This is a genomic window from Hydrogenophaga sp. (assembly GCF_018780385.1).
Classification (GTDB): Bacteria; Pseudomonadota; Gammaproteobacteria; order Burkholderiales; family Burkholderiaceae_C; genus Hydrogenophaga.
Genome location: NZ_JADMJO010000153.1, coordinates 1 through 19,930, shown reverse-complemented (window position 1 = coordinate 19,930; position 19,930 = coordinate 1). Strand labels below are relative to the sequence as shown.

Genomic DNA, 19,930 nt, shown 5'->3' with positions numbered 1-19,930 from the left:
TGGTGGTCGAGGGCTGCATCATGATGCGCAAGTGCCACCTCAACACCTGCCCGGTGGGCGTGGCCACGCAAGACCCGGCGCTGCGCAAGAAATTCAGCGGCAAGCCCGAACACGTGGTGAACTACTTCTTCTTCATTGCCGAAGAAGTGCGCCAGATCATGGCCCAGCTGGGCATCCGCAAGTTCGACGACCTGATCGGCCGCGCCGATCTGCTCGACATGAAACAGGGTATCGAACACTGGAAAGCGCGCGGCCTCGATTTCAGCCGCCTGCTGGCCTTGCCCAATGTGCCTGCCGACGTGCCGCGCCTGCACACGCAACAGCAGGAACACGGCCTGGACAAAGCGCTGGACAACATCCTGATCGCCAAGTCGCGTGCAGCGCTCGACAAGGGCGAACGCGTGCAGTTCATCGAGGTGGCGCGCAACGTCAACCGTTCGGTGGGCGCCATGCTCTCGGGCGCTCTCACCAAGCTGCACCCCGAAGGCCTGCCTGACGACACCATCCGCATCCAGCTCGAAGGCACGGGCGGTCAGTCGTTTGGCGCTTTCCTGGCCAAGGGCATCACGCTGTACCTGATCGGCGACGCCAACGACTACACCGGCAAAGGCCTTTCGGGTGGCCGTGTGGTGGTGCGACCCAGCATTGATTTCCGAGGCGAGGCAGCTCGCAACATCATCGTGGGCAACACCGTGATGTACGGTGCCACCACCGGTGAAGCCTTCTTCAGCGGCGTGGCCGGCGAGCGCTTTGCGGTGCGCCTCTCGGGCGCCACCGCGGTGGTGGAAGGCACGGGCGACCACGGCTGTGAATACATGACCGGCGGCACCGTGGTGGTGCTGGGCAAGACCGGGCGCAACTTCGCCGCTGGCATGAGCGGTGGTGTGGCCTATGTGTACGACGAAGACGGCCAGTTCGCCAAACGCTGCAACATGGCCATGGTCAGCATGGAAAAAGTGCTGCCCGCCAAGGAGCAGGAGGCCACCATGGACCCCGCCATCTGGCACCGTGGCCTGAGCGACGAGACGCAGCTGAAAAAGCTGCTCGAGGAGCACAACCGCTGGACCGGCAGCAAGCGCGCACGCGAGCTGCTCGACACCTGGGCGCAGGCGCGTGACAAGTTCGTGAAGGTCTTCCCGAACGAGTACAAACGCGCCCTCGGCGAAATCCACGCCCGCAAGAATGCTGCCGAGGCGACCACCAAGGCCCAGGCCACGGCGAAAAAAGCCACCGTCGCCGCCAAATAAGCCAACGCAATCGAAGGACACGCATCATGGGAAAAGTCACCGGCTTCATGGAATACGAGCGTCTGGAAGAGGGCTACAAGCCCGTGCCGGAGCGCCTGAAGCACTACAAGGAATTCGTTGTTGCGCTGGATGACCAGCAATCCAAGGTGCAGGCCGCGCGCTGCATGGACTGCGGCACGCCGTTCTGCAACAGCGGCTGCCCGGTCAACAACATCATTCCGGACTTCAACGACCTGGTGTACCAGGGCGACTGGAAGAACGCGATCACCGTGCTGCACAGCACCAACAACTTCCCCGAGTTCACCGGCCGCATCTGCCCCGCGCCCTGCGAGGCCGCCTGCACGCTCAACGTGAACGACGATCCGGTGGGCATCAAATCCATCGAACACGCCATCATCGACCGCGCTTGGGCCGAGGGCTGGGTGCAGCCGCAGCCACCGCGCCACAAGACCGGTAAAAAGGTCGCTGTGGTGGGCTCCGGCCCGGCCGGCATGGCCGCGGCCCAGCAGCTCGCGCGCGCTGGCCACGACGTGACGCTGTTCGAGAAGAACGACCGCGTGGGCGGGCTGCTGCGCTACGGCATCCCCGACTTCAAGATGGAGAAGACCCACATCGACCGCCGCGTGGCGCAGATGGAAGCCGAAGGTGTGGTGTTCCGCACCGGCGTGATGGTCGGCTCGCTGCCCAAGGACAGCAAGGTCACCAACTGGGCCAAGGAAACCATCACCCCCGAACAGCTGAAAAAGGACTTTGACGCCGTGTTGCTGACCGGCGGCTCCGAGCAAAGCCGCGACCTGCCGGTGCCCGGCCGCGACCTCGACGGCATCCATTTCGCGATGGAGTTCCTGCCACAGCAGAACAAGGTGAATGCGGGCGACAAGGTCAAGAGCCAGCTGCGCGCCGAGGGCAAACACGTCATCGTGATCGGTGGCGGCGACACCGGCTCCGACTGCGTGGGCACGAGCAACCGCCACGGTGCCGTCAGCGTGACCCAGTTCGAGGTGATGCCCCAGCCGCCGGAAGAGGAAAACAAGCCTCTGGTGTGGCCGTACTGGCCGCTCAAGTTGCGCACCAGTTCCAGCCACGAAGAAGGCTGCACCCGCGAGTTCGCCATCTCCACCAAGGAGTTCAAGGGCGACAAGGGCAAGGTCACCGGCTTGACCACCGTGCAAGTCGACATGAAAGACGGCAAGCTGGTCGAGATCCCGGGTACCGAAAAGGAGTACAAGGCCGACCTGGTGCTCCTGGCCATGGGTTTCGTGAACCCGGTCGCCAGCATCCTGGACGGCTTCGGCGTGGACAAGGATGGCCGGGGCAACGCCAAGGCCAGCACCGAATTCACCGGCGGCTACGCCACCAACGTGCCCAAGGTGTTCGCCGCCGGCGACATGCGCCGCGGCCAGAGCCTGGTGGTCTGGGCGATCCGCGAGGGCAGACAAGCCGCTCGGTCGGTCGACGAATTCCTCATGGGCTTCTCCGACCTGCCGCGCTGAAAGCTGGCGCAGCACCACCGGACTCGGGTTTACCCCGAATCCCTTATCATTCAACGACCGGGCACCCACTGCCCGGTTTTTGTTTGATGCCCATCGATTCCACGCCTCCCCTGGTCGAACTGCGCAACCTCACCTTCGGGTACGGCGAGCGCGCCATCCTCGACAACATCACGCTGACCGTGCCTCGCGGCAAGGTCACGGCACTCATGGGCGCGTCTGGTGGCGGCAAGACCACGGTGCTGCGCCTGATTGGCGGGCAACTGCGCGCACAGAAAGGCCAGACCCTGTTCGACGGCCAGGACGTGACCGTCATGCGATCTGAGGCCTTGTACGCCGCACGCCGGCGCATGGGCATGCTGTTCCAGTTTGGCGCGCTGTTCACCGACATGAGTGTGTTCGACAACGTCGCCTTTCCGCTGCGCGAACACACCGATCTGCCGCCACCGCTGGTGCGCGACATCGTGCTGATGAAGCTCAACGCGGTGGGCCTGCGCGGTGCGCGCGACCTCATGCCCAGCGAACTCTCGGGCGGCATGGCCCGGCGCGTGGCACTGGCCCGCGCCATCGCACTCGACCCCGAACTCGTGATGTACGACGAACCCTTTGCCGGCCTCGACCCGATCTCGCTGGGCACCGCCGCCCGGTTGATCCGCCAGCTCAACGACGCCATGGGCTTGACCAGCATCGTGGTCTCGCACGACCTGGACGAGACCTTCCACATCGCCGACCAGGTCATCGTGCTGGCCAACGGCAAGATTGCCGCCCAGGGCACGCCCGACGAGGTGCGCCACAGCGAAGACCCGCTGGTCAAACAGTTCGTCAATGCCTTGCCCGATGGCCCCGTGCGCTTCCATCACCCTGGCCCCAGTCTCGAAGATGACTTCGGCGACGGGCACAACCCCCTCGGGATTGAGCTGGTATGACGTTGATGTGGATCTCTCGCCTGGGCTTCGCGGTGCGCAGCCAGATCACCGACATCGGTACCGGCACGCGCCTGATGGCGCGCCTGCTGTGGCTGCTGGGCGCGTCCCTGCGCCGCCCGGTGCTGCTGCGCGACCAGATCCACTTCCTGGGCAACCACTCGCTGGCCATCATCGGTGTCTCGGGCCTGTTCGTGGGCTTCGTGCTCGGCCTGCAGGGCTACTACACGCTGCGCATCTACGGCGCCACCGAAGCGCTGGGCCTGCTGGTCACGCTCTCGCTGGTGCGTGAACTCGGCCCCGTGATCACGGCGCTCCTGTTTGCCGGTCGCGCCGGCACCTCGCTCACGGCCGAGATCGGCCTCATGAAAGCCGGTGAACAACTCAGCGCCATGGAAATGATGGCGGTGGACCCGGTGCGCCGCGTGCTGGCCCCGCGTTTCTGGGCCGGCGTGATCGCCATGCCCCTGCTCGCCGGCATCTTCAGCGCGGTGGGCGTGATCGGTGGCTGGGTGGTGGGCGTGCTCATGCTCGGCCTGGACGGGGGCGCCTTCTGGAGCCAGACGCAGGCCGGTGTGGACGTCTGGGCCGATGTGGGCAACGGCGTCGTCAAGAGCGTGGTGTTCGGTTTCGCCGTGACCTTCATCGCCTTGCTCCAGGGCTACAGCGCACACCCCACGCCCGAAGGCGTTTCACGCGCCACCACCCGCACCGTGGTGATGGCCTCGCTCACCGTGCTGGCGCTGGACTTCATTCTCACCGCCACGATGTTCAGCATCTGAGCGTTACCCGGAGATCAACATGCAAACTTCCAAAAACGACATCTGGGTCGGCCTGTTCGTGCTGATCGGCGCAGCGGCCATCCTGTTCCTGGCCCTGCAGTCGGCCAACCTGCTCAGCCTGAACTTCGAGAAGACCTACCAGGTGGTGGGGCGCTTTGACAACGCCGGTGGCGTCAAGCCCAAGGCCGCCGTGCGCAGCGCGGGCGTGGTGGTGGGTCGGGTGGAGTCCATCACCTTCGATGACAAGACCTTCCAGGCCAACATCACGCTGGCACTCGAATCGCGCTACGCCTTTCCCAAGGACAGCTCGCTCAAGATCCTCACCAGCGGTCTGCTGGGCGAGCAGTACATCGGCATCGAGCCCGGCGGTGACGCCGAGAACATCGCCGCGGGCGCCGTGATCACGCAGACCCAATCGGCGGTGATCCTGGAGAACCTGATCAGCCAGTTCCTGTTCAGCAAGGCCGCCGACAGTGGCGATGCGAAACCCGCCGAGTAAGCCCAACAGGGCCTTTGGCGGAGCGCTCAGACAAGACGCTGCAACCTGACAAGAATGCAGGGTGCTCAAGCAACAACGATTCGGGCGTTGCGCCCAGGGGGTTCCAAGATGAAAGACACATTCGCCAAGATCAGTCGGTCCACAGGCCTGCTGACGGGCGGCATTGCGTTGGCCTTGCTGACTGGCTGCGCCACCGGCCCCGACGCCAACCCACGCGACCCGCTGGAGCCGTTCAACCGCGGGGTCTACCGCTTCAACGACGCGGTGGACACGGCGGTGCTCAAGCCGGTGGCCACTGTTTACAAAGACGTCACACCCAGCCCGGTGCAAACCGGCGTGAGCAACTTCTTCAGCAACATCGGTGACCTCTGGTCGTCGGCCAATGCGGCGTTCCAGCTCCGTCCCCGCGAAGCCACTGAAAACCTGATGCGTTTCAGCGTCAACTCGGTGTTCGGTCTGGCGGGCTTGCTCGACATTGCCACCGAAGCCGGCATCCCGCGCACCCGCCTGGACTTCGGCCAGACCCTGGGCCGCTGGGGTGCACCAGCGGGCGCCTACCTGGTACTGCCGATTTTCGGCCCCTCGTCGGTGCGGGATGGCACCGGCTTGGTGGTCGACATGAGCGTGGACCTGGTCTCGGGCATGAACGATGTGTCGGCGCGCAACGCGCTCACCGCGCTGCGTGTCGTCGACACCCGTGCAGGCCTTCTGCGAGCGTCATCGCTGTTGGAAGACGCTGCGCTCGACAAATACAGCTTCACCCGCGATCTCTACCTCAACCGCCGTCAAAGCCAGATCGACGACATGATCGACAAGGGGATCGGTCTGGGCGGCGATCAGTGACGCGCTGATACGTATCGCAACGAATGAAGTGGAACTGCTTCATATTCGTACCGTTCTGATGAATTACGCTGCATTGTCTGCAGCAGGGCCTCTGGCCGCGAAAGGAAAAAACTCATGATGAAACGCCGCTCCTGGCTCACCGCCCTTGTGATCACCGCCGCCGGTGTGATGTCCGTGCCTGCCATCGCGCAGGACGAAGCACCCGATGCCTTGGTCAAGCGCCTTTCCAGTGACGTGCTGGCCTCAGTGAAGGCCGATCCCGCCATCCAGGCCGGTGATGTGAACCGCATCGTGGCGCTGGTCGACACCAAAATCCTGCCCAGCGTCAACTTCACCCGCATGACGTCCTCGGCGGTGGGCCGCTTCTGGCGTCAGGCCACGCCCGAGCAGCAAAAACAACTGCAGGACGAGTTCAAGATCCTGCTGGTGCGCACCTACTCCGGCGCGCTCGGCGAGGTGAAGGATCAGACCGTGACCTTCAAACCGATGCGCTCCAAGCCCGAAGACACCGAGGTGGTGGTGCGCTCCGAAGTGCGCGGCAAGGGCGACCCGATCCAGCTTGACTACCGCATGGAAAAGACGGCTGGCGGCTGGAAAATCTACGACATCAACGTGCTCGGCGTCTGGCTGGTGGAAACCTACCGCACCCAGTTCGCGCAAGAGATCAACGCCAAGGGCATCGACGGCCTGATCGCGTCGCTGGTCCAGCGCAACAAGTCCAACGTCGCCAAGACCAACTGATCCCGTGACGACTGCCATGTCCACGGCCGCGGTGCCCGCGGCCCTGCCCGCGCAGGTCACTCTGGCGGAAGCCGGCAAGACCTTGATGGAGCTGAAGTTGGCTCTTGCGCAGCAATCCGGCCCGGTGGTGATGCTCGACGCCGCTTCGCTGCGCGTGTTCGACTCGTCGGCGGTGGCCGTTCTGCTGGAGTTGCGTCGTCAGCTTCGCGCCGAAGGCAAGACCCTGCAGGTGAGCCACTGGCCAACACGGTTGGAGGACCTCATGGGCCTGTACGGGGTGGGCGACCTGCTCGCGCCCTGAGGGCTCGGCGATCGCACTTGGCGCCGGCCCTTGTCCCGTGCGCAGTGCGGGCAACCCACCGGGCATAAAATACGCGGTTCCCAACCGCTGCCAGATGTCCTGTGCGCGGCCAATGACCTCAGTGGTTTTCCCCGCGCATGCCCGCAGTTTCCTTCTCTGACGTTTTCAAAAGCTACCCGTCCTCGCGTGGCGCCGTGCAGGCCCTGCAGTCGGTGTCGTTTGACATCGAGGCCGGTGAGTTCTTCGGCCTGCTCGGGCCCAACGGCGCTGGCAAGACCACCCTGATCAGCATCCTGGCCGGACTGGCTCGCGCCACGTCAGGCCGTGTGCTGGTGCATGGCTGCGACGTGCAGACCGACTACCAGGCCGCTCGTCGCCAGCTCGGTGTGGTGCCCCAGGAACTGGTGTTCGACCCGTTCTTCAACGTGCGCGAAGCCCTGCGCATCCAGTCCGGCTATTTCGGCATCCAGCGCAACGACGCCTGGATCGACGAACTGCTGGAAGGTCTGGGCCTCACGGACAAAGCCAATGCCAACATGCGCCAGCTCTCCGGCGGCATGAAGCGCCGGGTCTTGATCGCGCAGGCTTTGGTGCACAAGCCACCCGTGATCGTGCTCGACGAACCCACCGCGGGCGTGGACGTGGAGTTGCGCCAGACCCTGTGGCATTTCATTTCCGATCTGAACAAACGCCTGGGCAGCACCGTGCTGCTGACCACGCACTACCTGGAAGAGGCCGAAGCCCTGTGCGGGCGCATCGCCATGCTCAAGCAGGGCAGGGTGGTGGCCCTCGAATCGACCTCCGCCCTGCTGGCGCGCGCCGCGTCCAACGTGCTGCGCTTCAAGACCGACGCGACTCTGCCGACCGATCTCGCGGTGCAGGCGCGCGTCACCGGCCGCGTGGTGCAACTGCCGGCCAACGACGCGCTCGCGGTCGAGCGCATCCTGGCGCGCCTGCGCGAGGCCGGCGTGGTTCCCGAAGACATCGAAATCCGCAAGGCCGATCTTGAAGACGTGTTTCTGGATTTGACGGGCGCGCAACCTCGCGCGGCCGCCCAGGTGAAGGTGCCAGCATGACCGGTTGGCAAACCCTGTTCTACAAGGAAGTGCTGCGTTTCTGGAAGGTCGGCTTCCAGACTGTGGCGGCCCCCGTGATCACCGCCATCCTGTACCTGATGATCTTTGGCCACGTGCTCGAAGACCGGGTGCAGGTCTACGACTCGGTGAGCTACACCGCCTTTTTGCTCCCCGGCCTGGTCATGATGAGCGTGCTGCAGAACGCGTTCGCGAACAGCTCGTCTTCGTTGGTCCAGAGCAAGATCATGGGCAGCCTCGTGTTTCTGCTGCTCACGCCACTGTCGCACCGCGCCTGGTTCGTCGCCTACGTGGGCTCGTCCATCGTGCGAGGTCTGGCCGTGGGTCTGGGCGTGATGGCGGTGACCTGGTGGTTTGCCCAGCCGTCGATGGTGGCGCCGCTGTGGATCCTTGTGTTCGGCTTCATGGGCGCGGCACTGCTGGGCGCGCTGGGGTTGATCGCCGGTCTGTGGGCCGAAAAGTTCGACCAGATGGCCGCGTTCCAGAACTTCATCATCGTGCCCATGACCTTCCTCTCGGGCGTGTTCTACTCGATCCACTCCCTGCCTGAGTTCTGGCAGAAGGTGAGCCATCTCAATCCGTTTTTCTACATGATCGACGGCTTCCGCTATGGCTTTTTCGGTGTCAGCGACGTGTCGCCCTGGATCAGCCTGGCCCTGGTGGGCGGGGCACTCGCCATCGTGAGCGCGATCGCGCTGCACCTGCTCAAGACCGGCTACAAAATTCGCCACTAGACATGACCGCTGAACAATTGCAAACCCTCATTGCCGCTGGCCTGCCGTGCGAGCACATCGAAGTCACCGGCGATGGTCGCCATTGGGCCGCCGTGATCGTCTCGCCCGCGTTCGAAGGCCTGCGCCTGATCAAGCGCCACCAGGCCGTGTACGGCACGCTGGGCGCGCGCATCCAGAACGACGAGGTGCACGCCTTGTCGATGAAGACCTACACGCCGGCCGAATGGGCGGCCCAACCCTGAACCGATAGCCAGCCATGGACAAACTCCGAATCACGGGTGGCCGTACCCTCCATGGCGAGGTGACCATCTCCGGTGCCAAGAACGCCGCGCTGCCCGAGTTGTGCGCTGCGCTGCTCACTTCCGAGCCGGTGATCCTGAACAACGTGCCGCGCTTGCGCGACGTGGCCACCATGCGTCAACTGCTCGACAACATGGGTGTGCAGACGCAGACCCATGGCGATCGTGGCGGCATCACGCTTCAGGCGGCCGATCCCATCCAGGCTGAAGCGCCGTATGAGCTGGTCAAGACCATGCGCGCTTCGGTGCTCGTGCTTGGGCCGCTGCTCGCGCGCTTCGGGCACGCCCGCGTGTCGCTGCCAGGTGGTTGCGCCATCGGCTCGCGTCCGGTGGACCAGCACATCAAAGGTATGCAGGCCATGGGTGCCGAGATCGTGGTGGAGCACGGTTACATGGTTGCCAAGCTGCCGGCGGGCAAGACGCGCCTGCACGGCGCGCGCATCGCCACCGACATGGTGACCGTGACCGGCACCGAGAACTTCCTCATGGCCGCCGCGCTGGCCGAGGGCGAGACGCTGCTGGAGAACGCCGCGCAGGAGCCCGAGATCGGTGACCTGGCCGAGATGCTGATCGCCATGGGCGCGAAGATCGAAGGCCACGGCACCAGCCGCATCCACGTCCAGGGGGTGGAGCGCCTGCACGGTTGCACCCACCAGGTGGTGGCCGATCGCATCGAGACCGGCACCTTCCTCTGTGCGGTGGCCGCCACAGGGGGTGACGTGGTGCTGCGTCACGGCCGCGCCGATCACCTCGACGCGGTGATCGACAAGTTGCATGAGGCCGGGGCGGAGATCGAAGCCGGCAAGGACGCTGGCGGTGATTTCATTCGCGTGCGGGCCACCGGTCGCATGAAGGCCCAGAGCTTTCGCACCACCGAGTACCCGGGCTTTCCCACCGACATGCAGGCCCAGTTCATGGTGCTCAACTGCATTGCCGAAGGCACCAGCAAGGTCACCGAAACCATCTTCGAAAACCGTTTCATGCACGTGAACGAGTTGGTGCGACTGGGTGCGCATATCCAGACCGACGGCAAGGTGGCGGTGGTCGAGGGCATCTCGCGGCTGTCGGGCGCCACTGTCATGGCCACCGACCTGCGGGCCTCGGCCAGCCTGGTGATCGCCGGCCTGGTGGCCGAGGGTGAAACCATCGTCGACCGCATCTACCACCTGGATCGGGGTTACGACCAGATGGAAGAAAAACTGCGTGGCATCGGCGCCGACATTGAAAGAGTGAAATGATCACCCTCGCCCTGTCCAAAGGCCGCATCTTCGACGAGACATTGCCGCTGCTCAAGGCCGCAGGCATCGAGGTGTTGGAAGACCCCGAGAAGTCGCGCAAGCTGATCCTCGCCACCAGCAACCCGCAGGTGCGTGTGGTGCTGGTTCGCGCCAGCGATGTGCCGACCTATGTGGAGCACGGTGGCGCCGATCTGGGCGTGACCGGCAAGGACACGCTGATCGAGCACGGCGGCCAGGGCTTGTACCAGCCGCTGGACCTCAACATCTCGCGCTGCCGCGTCAGCGTGGCCGTGCGCGCCGATTTCGACTACGCCTCGGCCGTGCGCCAGGGCTCGCGCCTGAAGGTGGCCACCAAGTACACCCACATCGCGCGCGAATTTTTCGCCTCCAAGGGTGTGCACGTGGACCTGATCAAGCTCTACGGCAGCATGGAGCTGGCCCCACTGACCGGCCTGGCCGACGCCATCGTCGACCTCGTGTCCACCGGCAACACGCTCAAGGCCAACCACCTGGTCGAGGTCGAACGCATCATGGACATCAGCGCCCGGCTGGTCGTCAATCAGGCCTCGCTCAAGCTCAAGCAGGCCGCCATCCGCCCCATCATCAACGCCTTTGCGCAAGCCATCGAGCAAGGCTCACCCGCATGACCTTCACCGCCCGTCCCGCCCGCCTGTCCACCACCGACGCCGATTACGAGGCGCAGTTTGCGGCCCGGCTGCATTGGTCGGCGGAGACCGATGGCGCGATCGAGCAGCGCGTGGCCGACATCCTGGCCGATGTGCGCAAGCGTGGGGACGCGGCGGTGCTCGAGTACACGGCGCGCTTCGACGGTCTGGCCGCGAGCAACATGGCCGATCTCGAACTCACCCAGGCCGATTTCAAAGCCGCCTTCGATGGTCTGCCGGCCGCCCAGCGCGAGGCCCTGCAGGCTGCCACGCGCCGCGTGCGCAGCTACCACGAAGCCCAGAAGAAGGCCGGCGGCGAGAGCTGGAGCTACCGCGACGACGACGGCACGCTGCTGGGCCAGAAGGTCACGCCACTGGACCGCGTGGGCATCTACGTGCCCGGCGGCAAGGCGGCCTATCCGTCGAGCCTGATCATGAACGCCGTGCCCGCGCACGTGGCCGGCGTGCAGGAAATCATCATGGTGGTGCCCACGCCGGTGCGCGGCAGCGTGGCCACGGGTGGCAGCGGCGCGGCCACCGCCATGCGTGGCGAGCGCAACGACCTCGTGCTGGCGGCGGCCTTTGTGGCGGGCGTCACGCGCGCCTTCACCATCGGCGGCGCGCAGGCCGTGGCTGCCTTGGCCTATGGCACGGCCACCGTGCCCAAGGTCGACAAGATCACCGGCCCCGGCAACGCCTTTGTTGCCAGCGCCAAGAAGCGTGTGTTCGGCACCGTGGGCATCGACATGATCGCCGGCCCCAGCGAAATCCTCGTGCTGGCCGATGGCAGCACGCCGGCCGAGTGGGTGGCCATGGACCTGTTCAGCCAAGCCGAACACGACGAACTCGCGCAAAGCATCCTGCTGTGCCCGGACGCGGCCTACATCGACGCGGTGCAGGCCGCCATCGACCGCCTGCTGAACACCATGCCGCGCGCGGCCATCATCGCCAGGAGCCTGAACGACCGCGGCGCGCTGATCCACACCCGCAGCATGGAAGAGGCCTGCGCCATCAGCAACCGCATTGCGCCCGAACACCTCGAGGTGTCCAGCAGCGACCCGCACCGCTGGGAGCCGTTGCTCAAGCACGCTGGCGCCATCTTCCTGGGCGCCTACACCAGCGAAAGCCTGGGCGACTACTGCGCCGGCCCCAACCACGTGCTGCCCACCAGCGGTACCGCGCGTTTCAGTTCCCCGCTGGGCGTGTACGACTTCCAGAAGCGCAGCAGCTTGATCGAGGTGAGCCAGGCCGGCGCTCAGAGCCTGGGGCTGATTGCCGCCGAGCTGGCTTATGGCGAAGGCCTGCAGGCGCACGCGCGTGCGGCCGAGATGCGGCTGGACGAGGTGCCACCGATGCGGGCGACTCCGTGAGCGCCAACCCACTGGACATGATCCGCCAGGACGTGCAGTCGATGCACGCCTACGCCGTGCAGGACGCTGCCGGCATGGTCAAGCTCGACGCGATGGAGAACCCGTTCGCGCTGCCCCCAGAGTTGCAGGCCGCGCTCGGGGCGCGCCTGGGCGCCGTGGCCGTGAATCGCTACCCCGGTCCGAGCATCGAGGACCTCAAGGCCGCCCTGGTCCGGTATGTGGACTTGCCGGCGGGGTGCAGTTTGATGCTGGGCAACGGTTCAGACGAACTCATTTCGCTGCTGACCCTGGCCTGCGACCTGCCGGGCGCGTCCGTCCTCGCCCCGTTGCCGGGCTTCGTGATGTACGCCATGAGCGCGCAGCTGCAGGGCCTGAAGTTCGTTGGCGTGCCGCTCACGGCCGATTTCGAACTCGACGAATCCGCCATGCTGGCCGCGATGCGCGAACATCAGCCCGCCATCACCTACATCGCCTACCCCAACAACCCCACGGCCAACCTCTGGAACGCGGACGCCATCCGCCGCCTGATCGCCGAGGCCGCGACTTTCGGTGGCCTGGTGATCATGGACGAGGCTTACCAGCCGTTTTCCAGCCTGAGCTGGCTCGACGAGATACGCAAAGAGCCTGCCGCGAATGCCAACGTGCTGCTCATGCGCACGCTCTCCAAGTTCGGCCTGGCCGGCGTGCGGCTGGGCTACATGCTGGGCGCCCAGGCGCTGGTGCACGAAGTCGACAAGCTGCGCCCGCCGTACAACGTGAGCGTGCTCAATGCCGAATGCGCGCTTTTCGCGCTGGAGCACGCCGACGTGTTCGCGCAGCAGGCTGTGCAGATCTGCGAGCAACGCGCCGTGTTGATCGACGCACTGCGCCAGATGCCGGGTTTTCAGCCGTTCCCCAGCGAAGCCAACATGGTGCTGGTGCGTGTGCCCGATGCGCAACGTTGTTTTGACCACCTGAAAGCCCAGAGCATTCTGGTGAAGAATGTTTCTAAAATGCACCCACTGCTGACGCACTGTCTGCGGCTGACGGTGGGCACACCGTCGGAAAATGCCTCGCTGATCCGCGCCCTCCAAACCACTCCATGACTTCCACGCCTTCCGCATCCGCCCCCGCAGGAACCCATGACCGCGTGGCGTTCGTGCAGCGCAACACCTCGGAAACGCAGATCGGCGTGCGTGTCAACCTCGACGGCACGGGAGCCGCCACGCTGTCCACCGGCATCGGGTTCTTTGATCACATGCTCGACCAGATCGCCCGCCACGGGCTGATCGACCTCGAGATCAAAGCCCTGGGCGACCTGCACATCGACGGACACCACACGGTGGAAGACGTGGGCATCACGCTCGGCCAGGCTTTTGCGCAGGCCGTGGGCGACAAGAAGGGCATCCGCCGTTACGGCCATGCCTATGTGCCCCTGGACGAAGCGCTCTCGCGCGTCGTCATCGACTTCTCGGGCCGCCCGGGCCTGCACATGCGCGTTCCGTTCAAGAGCGGCATGGTCGGCGGTTTCGACACCCAACTCGCCTTCGAATTCTTCCAGGGTTTCGTCAACCACGCGGGTGTGACGCTGCACATCGACAACCTGCACGGCGAAAACGCCCATCACCAGGCCGAAACCGTGTTCAAGGCATTTGCCCGCGCCGTTCGCATGGCTCTGGAGCGCGACCCGCGCATGGGCGACGTGATTCCCTCGACCAAAGGTTCGCTGTAACCCCTTCCCGGCCATGAAACGCAAGACAGTCGCCGTGGTGGACTACGGCAGCGGCAACCTGCGCTCCGTGTCGCAGGCCGTGCAACATGTGGCACGCACCGAAGACGTGGAGGTGCTGGTCACCTCGCGTGCGCAAGACGTGTTCGACGCCGACCGTGTGGTGTTGCCCGGTCAAGGCCACATGGCCGACTGCATGAGCGAGCTCGCCGCCTCCGGACTGAAAGACGCCGTGCTGCACGCGGCAGCCAACAAGCCGCTGTTCGGCGTGTGCGTGGGCATGCAGATGCTGCTTGACCGCAGCGAGGAAGGTCCGACCGACGGACTGGGCCTGATTGCCGGCGAAGTGGTGCGCTTTCGGCTGGAAGGCCGTCTACAGGCCGATGGCAGCCGATTCAAGGTGCCGCAGATGGGCTGGAACCCGGTGTTCCACGAATTGGGGCGCCCGGTGCACCCGCTGTGGGCCGGCATCGGGGATGGCTCCTATTTTTATTTCGTGCACAGCTTTTATGCTCGCCCCGCCCAGGCCTTGCACTGCGTGGGCGAAGCCGACTATGGTGGCCGCTTCGCCGCCGCCATTGCCCGCGACAACATCTTTGCCACCCAGTTTCACCCCGAGAAAAGCGCCGACCAGGGGCTGGCGCTCTACCGCAACTTCCTCTCCTGGAAACCCTAGGCCTTTCACCACACCATCATGCTGCTGATTCCTGCCATTGATCTGAAAGACGGCCAGTGCGTTCGCCTCAAACAGGGCGACATGGACCAATCCACCGTGTTCGGTGAAGACCCGGCCGCCATCGCGCGCAGCTGGGTCGACAAGGGTGCGCGCCGCGTGCACCTGGTGGACCTCAATGGTGCCTTCGCCGGCAAACCGAAGAACGAACAGGCCATACGCGCCATCCTGAAAGAGGTGGGCTCCGAGGTGGACGTGCAGCTCGGCGGCGGCATCCGCGACCTCGACACCATCGAGCGTTACCTCGATGCCGGCCTGCGCTACGTGATCATCGGCACCGCAGCGGTCAAGAACCCCGGTTTCCTGCAGGATGCGTGCACTGCGTTCGGCGGCCACATCATCGTGGGCCTGGACGCCAAGGACGGCAAGGTCGCCACCGATGGCTGGAGCAAGCTCACCGGCCACGAGGTGGTGGACCTGGCCAAGAAGTTCGAGGACTACGGTGTCGAAGGCATCATCTACACCGACATCGGCCGCGACGGCATGCTCTCGGGCATCAACATCGACGCCACGGTGAAGCTGGCGCAGGCGTTGTCGATACCTGTCATCGCCTCAGGCGGCCTGTCCAATCTGGAGGACATCCGCGCGCTGTGTGCAGTGGAAGAGGAGGGCGTGGAGGGCGTGATCTGCGGTCGGTCGATCTACAGCGGCGATCTGGATTTTGAAGCTGCGCAGCAACTCGCTGACGACTTGAACGGTTGAGCATGCTCGCCAAGCGCATCATTCCCTGCCTCGACGTGACCGGCGGCCGCGTCGTCAAGGGCGTCAACTTCGTGGAACTGCGCGACGCGGGCGACCCGGTGGAGATCGCGGCGCGCTACAACGAGCAGGGCGCCGACGAACTCACGTTCCTGGACATCACGGCAACAAGCGACGGACGGGACCTGATCCTGCACATCATCGAAGCCGTGGCCTCGCAGGTCTTCATTCCGCTCACCGTGGGTGGTGGCGTGCGCACCGTGGAAGATGTGCGCCGTCTGCTCAATGCCGGCGCCGACAAGACCAGTTTCAACTCGGCGGCCATTGCCAATCCGCAAGTGATCCGCGATGCCTCGGCGAAATACGGCGCGCAGTGCATCGTGGTGGCCATCGACGCCAAGCGCCGCCACGGGGACGATCTGGCGCTGCGCGGTGAGGGCTGGGACGTGTACAGCCACGGTGGGCGCAAAAACACCGGTCTGGATGCCGTGGCCTGGGCCCGGCAGATGGCCGAACATGGCGCTGGCGAGATCCTGCTCACCAGCATGGACCGTGACGGCACCAAGTCGGGCTTCGATCTGGCGCTCACACGCGCGGTGGCTGATGCGGTGGACGTGCCGGTGATCGCCTCCGGTGGCGTCGGCAATCTTGACCACCTGGCCGACGGCGTGCAGCAGGGTGGTGCCGACGCCGTGCTGGCCGCCAGCATCTTTCATTACGGTGAATTCACCGTGGCCCAGGCCAAGGCCCGCATGGCCGAACGCGGCATCCCGGTCCGGCTCTGAGCCGTTGCGGTCAGATGCGATCGCTGCGCGGCTGAAACTGCCGCTCCAGGCGGTCTTCCAGCTCGCCCAGGCTCGCGCTCAAGCCGTTGCCGTTCTGTTCGATCACCTCGGTCATGGCCGCCTGCAGGCGGTCCACCTTCTGGTGCAGCTTCTCGGCCAGATCAATTTCACGCGCCGCCGTGGCTTGCATCTCGGCTTGCAGGAAGGTGCGCAGTTCGGTGAAACGCGAGGCCTCGGCCTTGTCGGCCAGGGTGCGTTGCTCCGAGGCTTCGCGGGTGACGCGGCGCACTTCCATCATGTGCGTCGTTTGCTGGAAAACGAGCGCAGCGAGAAACACCACGAGCACCAGTGCCAGCATGCCCAGCAGCACCAGGCCCAGCGGTGCCTGCACCTCGGTGAAGCCGAAATTCAACGCGGTGGGTTGCAGGATCTGGGCGAAGTTGAGCGCCACGAATCCGGCGACCAGCAGAATGAAGAGAACGAGAAGCAGGGTGCGGAGTTTCATGAGGGTTCCTTTGCGCGGGCGGCGCGGTGGCAAGAGATCGGGTTGGCATCGGTCTTGTCAGAACCGGCTTCATCGTAGCGGCTTTGCCCAGACTGCCGCGCGGTCCTGCAAATGCCCATGGTAGATTCCCCGGATGAACTGGTTGGACGATGTGAAATGGGACGCGCAGGGCCTCGTGCCCGTGATCGCGCAGGAAGCGGCCACGGGCGATGTGCTCATGTTTGCCTGGATGAACCGCGAGGCGCTGCAAAAAACCGCAGAACTCGGTCGTGCGGTGTATTTCAGCCGCTCCCGCAACAAGCTGTGGTTCAAGGGCGAAGAGTCGGGCCATGTGCAGACCGTGCACGACATCCGCATCGACTGCGACAGCGACGTGGTGCTGCTCAAGGTCACCCAGCTGGGTCACGAGCCTGGCATTGCGTGCCACACCGGTCGCCACAGCTGTTTTTTTCAGCGCCTGGAAAAAGACCAGTGGCAGGCGGTCGAGCCTGTGCTCAAAGACCCCGAATCGATCTACAAGTGAGCCAACGATGAACCCCACCGATGACCTGGCGCGTCTGGCCGCTGTGATCGAAAGCCGCAAGCCGGCCAACGGCGGCGACCCCGAGAAAAGCTATGTGGCCCGGCTGCTGCACAAGGGGCCCGACAGCTTCCTCAAAAAAATCGGTGAAGAAGCCACCGAGGCTGTGATGGCCGCCAAGGACCTGGACCACGGTGGGGATCCGCAGAAGCTCGTGAACGAAACGGCCGACCTCTGGTTCCACTGCTTGATCGCGCTGGCCCACTACAACCTCGGCCCGGCCGATGTGGTGGCCGAGCTGGTGCGCCGTGAAGGTCTTGGCGGCCTGGAAGAGAAGGCCATGCGCAAGGTGCTCGCGCGCGAAGCGGCGCCTGGACCCGAAGCCAACTGAAAGGACCCCGCCATGAGCGACATCATCGACGTCGAGCCGGTCGACAACGAACGAGCCCAGTCCCTCAAGACCGTGGGTTGGGTCAGCTACATCCTGCACCTCATCGTGGCCGTGGGTGCGGTGTTGCCCGGTACCCAACCCGGCGTGGCCTTGCTGATCGTGGCACTGGTCATCGATCTGTTGAAAAAAAGCGATGCAGAAGGCACGTGGCAGGCCAGTCATTTTTCGTGGCGCATCCGCACGGTGATCTGGGCCGCCGTGCTCTACCTGGTCACATTGCCGTTGTGGCTGCTCTTCTTCGTCCCCGGCTGGATCGCGTGGGGACTCATCTCCATCTGGTTCCTGTACCGCATCGTCAAGGGCATGGTGCGCATGAACGCCAGCCAGCCCATGCCCGATTGAACCTGCCACACCTGTATTCGACATGACCGCGCACGACCCGAACTGCATCTTCTGCAAGATCATTGCAGGCCAGATTCCCTCAAAGAAGGTGTATGAAGACGAAGACCTCTTCGCTTTTCATGACATCCACCCTTGGGCACCCGTGCACTTCCTGCTGGTGCCCAAGTTGCACCTTGCGTCCATGGCACAGCTTGGACCTGAGCACGAAAGGCTCATGGGCCGCCTGATGGTGCTGGCGCCGAAACTGGCCATGGAGCTCGGGTGCAATCCGTATCCTGAGGGTGGCTTTCGCATGGTGTGCAACACCGGCACCGAGGGTGGGCAGGAGGTGCACCACCTTCACGTTCACGTGATGGGCGGTCCCAGGCCCTGGTTGCGAGGCTGATCGTCCAGCACCCGGTACGGCGTCCCATTGCGCCGGTGCTGGAATTGCTTGCTCACAGGGCTTGAACTACTGCACGGGCTTAGAATCCCACCCACAGCGCACTGCGCGACACCTCAATATCTGGAGTAAACCATGGGTTCGTTTTCTATCTGGCATTGGCTCATCGTGCTGCTCATCGTGGTGATGGTCTTCGGCACCAAGAAGCTCAAGAACATCGGCTCCGACCTGGGGGGTGCCGTCAAAGGCTTCAAGGATGGCATCAAGGAAGGCGGCCAGAACCCCGCTGATGCGAATGCGGCGCCAGCAAGCCAGGTGACCCAGGAAACCCGCGCTGATAAAAACGCCATCGACGTCGAAGCCAAGCAAAAAAGCTGATCTCTCCGTGCGCTGCGGTGACCACCATCGCTGCCCGAGCGCCCACCTCCAGGCTCTTCCAGAGCTCGAACTCGCCCGCAGGATGGCCGACACATGATTGATTTGGGCATTTCCAAACTCGCCCTCATCGGGGCCGTGGCGCTGATCGTCATCGGCCCCGAAAAGCTGCCGCGTGTGGCGCGCACCGTCGGGGCCCTTCTGGGCAAAGCGCAGCGTTATGTTGCCGACGTGAAGTCCGAGGTCAGTCGCTCCATGGAGCTCGAAGAGCTCAAGAAAATGAAGGACACAGTGACCAGCGCTGCACGCGATGTCGAGCAGTCGGTCCAGAGTGGTGCCAGCGATTTCGAGAAGTCCTGGTCCGACGCCACGGCGGGGCTCGACGGAAGCAGCAGTTCCTACGGCTCCAGCGACGCCCTGGGTTCGCTCGAACCCCCCGTTTACAAACACCCGAAAAAGAACTGGCGGCTCAAGCAGAAAGCCATGCCCCAGTGGTACAAGGCCCGCACCGGGGTGCGCACACGCACCCAATCCGGCGCGGCCCGCGTGGCCCGTTTTCGGCCACGCTCCTCTTCTGCTCCCCGCTGATGTCCGACACCGATAAAACCACCGACGAACTCGCCGGTTCAGAACAACCGTTCGTGCAGCATCTCATGGAGCTGCGGGACAGGTTGCTTTATGGGGTGATCGGGCTTGCGATCTGCATGGCCTTGCTGGCCTTCTGGCCCGGCCCCAGCGGCTTGATCGACCTGATCGCGGTGCCTATCCGCGCGCACATGCCGCCCGACGCGAAGTTGATCGCGGTGGGCGTGTTTTCGCCGTTCTTCGTGCCGATCAAGGTGCTGGCCATGGCCGCGCTGTTGCTGTCGTTACCGTGGTGGATGTACCAGGTGTGGGCCTTTGTGGCTCCCGGCCTCTATAGCCATGAGAAGCGTTTCGCCATCCCGTTGATCGTGCTGGGAAGCCTGCTGGCTTACGTGGGCATCGCCTTCGTGCAGTTCTTCGTGCTCGACAAGATGTTTGGATTCATCCAGCAGTTCACGCCGGCCAGTGTGGCGGCCACGCCCGACATCGCCTCGTATGTGGAGGCCATCCTCTCGCTTTACCTCGCGTTTGGTCTGGCGTTTCAGGTGCCCATCGTGGTGGTGTTGCTGGTCAAGATGAACATGGTGACGGTGCAGAAGCTCAAGGAGTTCCGCGGCTA

27 protein-coding genes are annotated in these 19,930 nt (G+C 64.5%); 26 read left to right on the top strand and 1 reads right to left on the bottom strand.

The window, feature by feature from the left end; genetic code table 11:
- The 19 genes from IV113_RS25515 to hisF form a co-directional block, all read left to right on the top strand.
- Positions 1-1,247 (top strand): glutamate synthase-related protein (locus tag IV113_RS25515; RefSeq protein WP_291091144.1); only part of this gene is annotated, 1,247 nt, incomplete at its 5' end.
- A 26-nt stretch (positions 1,248-1,273) separates the two neighbouring features.
- Positions 1,274-2,740: a glutamate synthase subunit beta gene (locus tag IV113_RS25510; protein WP_291091143.1), complete on the top strand. Its 1,467-nt coding sequence runs from the start codon at positions 1,274-1,276 to the stop codon at positions 2,738-2,740.
- Between the two features lie 86 nt (positions 2,741-2,826).
- Positions 2,827-3,663, top strand: coding sequence for an ABC transporter ATP-binding protein (locus IV113_RS25505; protein WP_291091141.1), 837 nt, complete (start codon positions 2,827-2,829; stop codon positions 3,661-3,663).
- Positions 3,660-4,442, top strand: a complete 783-nt coding sequence (gene mlaE, locus IV113_RS25500) for a lipid asymmetry maintenance ABC transporter permease subunit MlaE (RefSeq protein WP_291086998.1) — start codon at positions 3,660-3,662, stop codon at positions 4,440-4,442. Before IV113_RS25505 ends, mlaE begins: the two co-directional genes overlap by 4 nt.
- Positions 4,443-4,461: 19 nt before the next feature.
- A complete protein-coding gene (gene mlaD, locus IV113_RS25495) occupies positions 4,462-4,941 on the top strand; it encodes an outer membrane lipid asymmetry maintenance protein MlaD (protein WP_056273247.1) in 480 nt (159 codons plus the stop codon).
- A gap of 108 nt (positions 4,942-5,049) precedes the next feature.
- Positions 5,050-5,784, top strand: a complete 735-nt coding sequence (locus IV113_RS25490; protein ID WP_291091138.1) for a VacJ family lipoprotein — start codon at positions 5,050-5,052, stop codon at positions 5,782-5,784.
- Between the two features lie 117 nt (positions 5,785-5,901).
- Positions 5,902-6,525 carry an ABC transporter substrate-binding protein gene (locus IV113_RS25485; protein WP_291091150.1) on the top strand — a complete coding sequence of 208 codons (624 nt, stop codon included), beginning with the start codon at positions 5,902-5,904 and terminating at the stop codon, positions 6,523-6,525.
- Between the two features lie 4 nt (positions 6,526-6,529).
- Positions 6,530-6,826: an STAS domain-containing protein gene (locus tag IV113_RS25480; RefSeq protein ID WP_291091136.1), complete on the top strand. Its 297-nt coding sequence runs from the start codon at positions 6,530-6,532 to the stop codon at positions 6,824-6,826.
- Positions 6,827-6,963: 137 nt separating this feature from the next.
- Positions 6,964-7,902: an ABC transporter ATP-binding protein gene (locus IV113_RS25475; protein WP_291091133.1), complete on the top strand. Its 939-nt coding sequence runs from the start codon at positions 6,964-6,966 to the stop codon at positions 7,900-7,902.
- Entirely contained in the window at positions 7,899-8,654 is a 756-nt protein-coding gene (locus IV113_RS25470) for an ABC transporter permease (protein WP_291091131.1), read from the top strand. Before IV113_RS25475 ends, IV113_RS25470 begins: the two co-directional genes overlap by 4 nt.
- 2 nt (positions 8,655-8,656) lie before the next feature.
- Positions 8,657-8,896, top strand: a complete 240-nt coding sequence (locus IV113_RS25465; protein WP_291091129.1) for a BolA family protein — start codon at positions 8,657-8,659, stop codon at positions 8,894-8,896.
- 14 nt (positions 8,897-8,910) lie between these two features.
- Positions 8,911-10,191 (top strand): UDP-N-acetylglucosamine 1-carboxyvinyltransferase, encoded by a 1,281-nt coding sequence (murA, locus tag IV113_RS25460; protein WP_291091126.1) that lies wholly within the window; start codon positions 8,911-8,913, stop codon positions 10,189-10,191.
- The gene (hisG, locus tag IV113_RS25455) at positions 10,188-10,838 is read left to right on the top strand and encodes an ATP phosphoribosyltransferase (RefSeq protein WP_291091124.1); all 651 of its coding nucleotides are present in this window, start codon (positions 10,188-10,190) and stop codon (positions 10,836-10,838) included. Before murA ends, hisG begins: the two co-directional genes overlap by 4 nt.
- A complete protein-coding gene (hisD, locus tag IV113_RS25450; RefSeq protein ID WP_291091122.1) occupies positions 10,835-12,226 on the top strand; it encodes a histidinol dehydrogenase in 1,392 nt (463 codons plus the stop codon). Before hisG ends, hisD begins: the two co-directional genes overlap by 4 nt.
- A 17-nt stretch (positions 12,227-12,243) precedes the next feature.
- On the top strand, positions 12,244-13,311 hold the full coding sequence (gene hisC / locus IV113_RS25445; protein ID WP_291091148.1) for a histidinol-phosphate transaminase: 1,068 nt from the start codon (positions 12,244-12,246) through the stop codon (positions 13,309-13,311).
- Positions 13,308-13,937 (top strand): imidazoleglycerol-phosphate dehydratase HisB, encoded by a 630-nt coding sequence (gene hisB / locus IV113_RS25440; RefSeq protein WP_291091120.1) that lies wholly within the window; start codon positions 13,308-13,310, stop codon positions 13,935-13,937. The genes hisC and hisB overlap by 4 nt, the downstream gene beginning before the upstream one ends.
- Before the next feature lie 13 nt (positions 13,938-13,950).
- Positions 13,951-14,610 (top strand): imidazole glycerol phosphate synthase subunit HisH, encoded by a 660-nt coding sequence (gene hisH, locus IV113_RS25435; protein ID WP_291091118.1) that lies wholly within the window; start codon positions 13,951-13,953, stop codon positions 14,608-14,610.
- Positions 14,611-14,628: 18 nt separating this feature from the next.
- Positions 14,629-15,369, top strand: coding sequence for a 1-(5-phosphoribosyl)-5-[(5-phosphoribosylamino)methylideneamino]imidazole-4-carboxamide isomerase (gene hisA, locus IV113_RS25430; RefSeq protein WP_291091116.1), 741 nt, complete (start codon positions 14,629-14,631; stop codon positions 15,367-15,369).
- A 2-nt stretch (positions 15,370-15,371) separates the two neighbouring features.
- A complete protein-coding gene (gene hisF, locus IV113_RS25425) occupies positions 15,372-16,151 on the top strand; it encodes an imidazole glycerol phosphate synthase subunit HisF (protein ID WP_291091114.1) in 780 nt (259 codons plus the stop codon).
- Positions 16,152-16,161: 10 nt separating this feature from the next.
- Here hisF and IV113_RS25420 read toward each other — a convergent pair whose 3' ends face one another.
- A complete protein-coding gene (locus IV113_RS25420) occupies positions 16,162-16,656 on the bottom strand; it encodes a LapA family protein (RefSeq protein ID WP_291091112.1) in 495 nt (164 codons plus the stop codon).
- Positions 16,657-16,780: 124 nt separating this feature from the next.
- On the opposite strand from IV113_RS25420, the gene hisI reads away from it, so the two are divergent.
- The 7 genes from hisI to tatC form a co-directional block, all read left to right on the top strand.
- The gene (gene hisI / locus IV113_RS25415) at positions 16,781-17,179 is read left to right on the top strand and encodes a phosphoribosyl-AMP cyclohydrolase (protein WP_291091146.1); all 399 of its coding nucleotides are present in this window, start codon (positions 16,781-16,783) and stop codon (positions 17,177-17,179) included.
- A gap of 7 nt (positions 17,180-17,186) precedes the next feature.
- Positions 17,187-17,567 carry a phosphoribosyl-ATP diphosphatase gene (locus tag IV113_RS25410; RefSeq protein WP_291091110.1) on the top strand — a complete coding sequence of 127 codons (381 nt, stop codon included), beginning with the start codon at positions 17,187-17,189 and terminating at the stop codon, positions 17,565-17,567.
- A gap of 12 nt (positions 17,568-17,579) precedes the next feature.
- On the top strand, positions 17,580-17,969 hold the full coding sequence (locus IV113_RS25405) for a hypothetical protein (RefSeq protein WP_291091109.1): 390 nt from the start codon (positions 17,580-17,582) through the stop codon (positions 17,967-17,969).
- A 22-nt stretch (positions 17,970-17,991) separates the two neighbouring features.
- Positions 17,992-18,354, top strand: coding sequence for a histidine triad nucleotide-binding protein (locus tag IV113_RS25400; RefSeq protein WP_291091107.1), 363 nt, complete (start codon positions 17,992-17,994; stop codon positions 18,352-18,354).
- 132 nt (positions 18,355-18,486) lie between these two features.
- Entirely contained in the window at positions 18,487-18,729 is a 243-nt protein-coding gene (tatA, locus tag IV113_RS25395; protein ID WP_056273193.1) for a Sec-independent protein translocase subunit TatA, read from the top strand.
- A 93-nt stretch (positions 18,730-18,822) separates the two neighbouring features.
- Complete coding sequence (tatB, locus tag IV113_RS25390) at positions 18,823-19,314, top strand: Sec-independent protein translocase protein TatB (RefSeq protein ID WP_291091105.1); 492 nt, start codon at positions 18,823-18,825, stop codon at positions 19,312-19,314.
- The coding region (gene tatC / locus IV113_RS25385; protein ID WP_291091103.1) for a twin-arginine translocase subunit TatC at positions 19,314-19,930 on the top strand (617 nt) is incomplete at its 3' end. The genes tatB and tatC, both read left to right, overlap by 1 nt.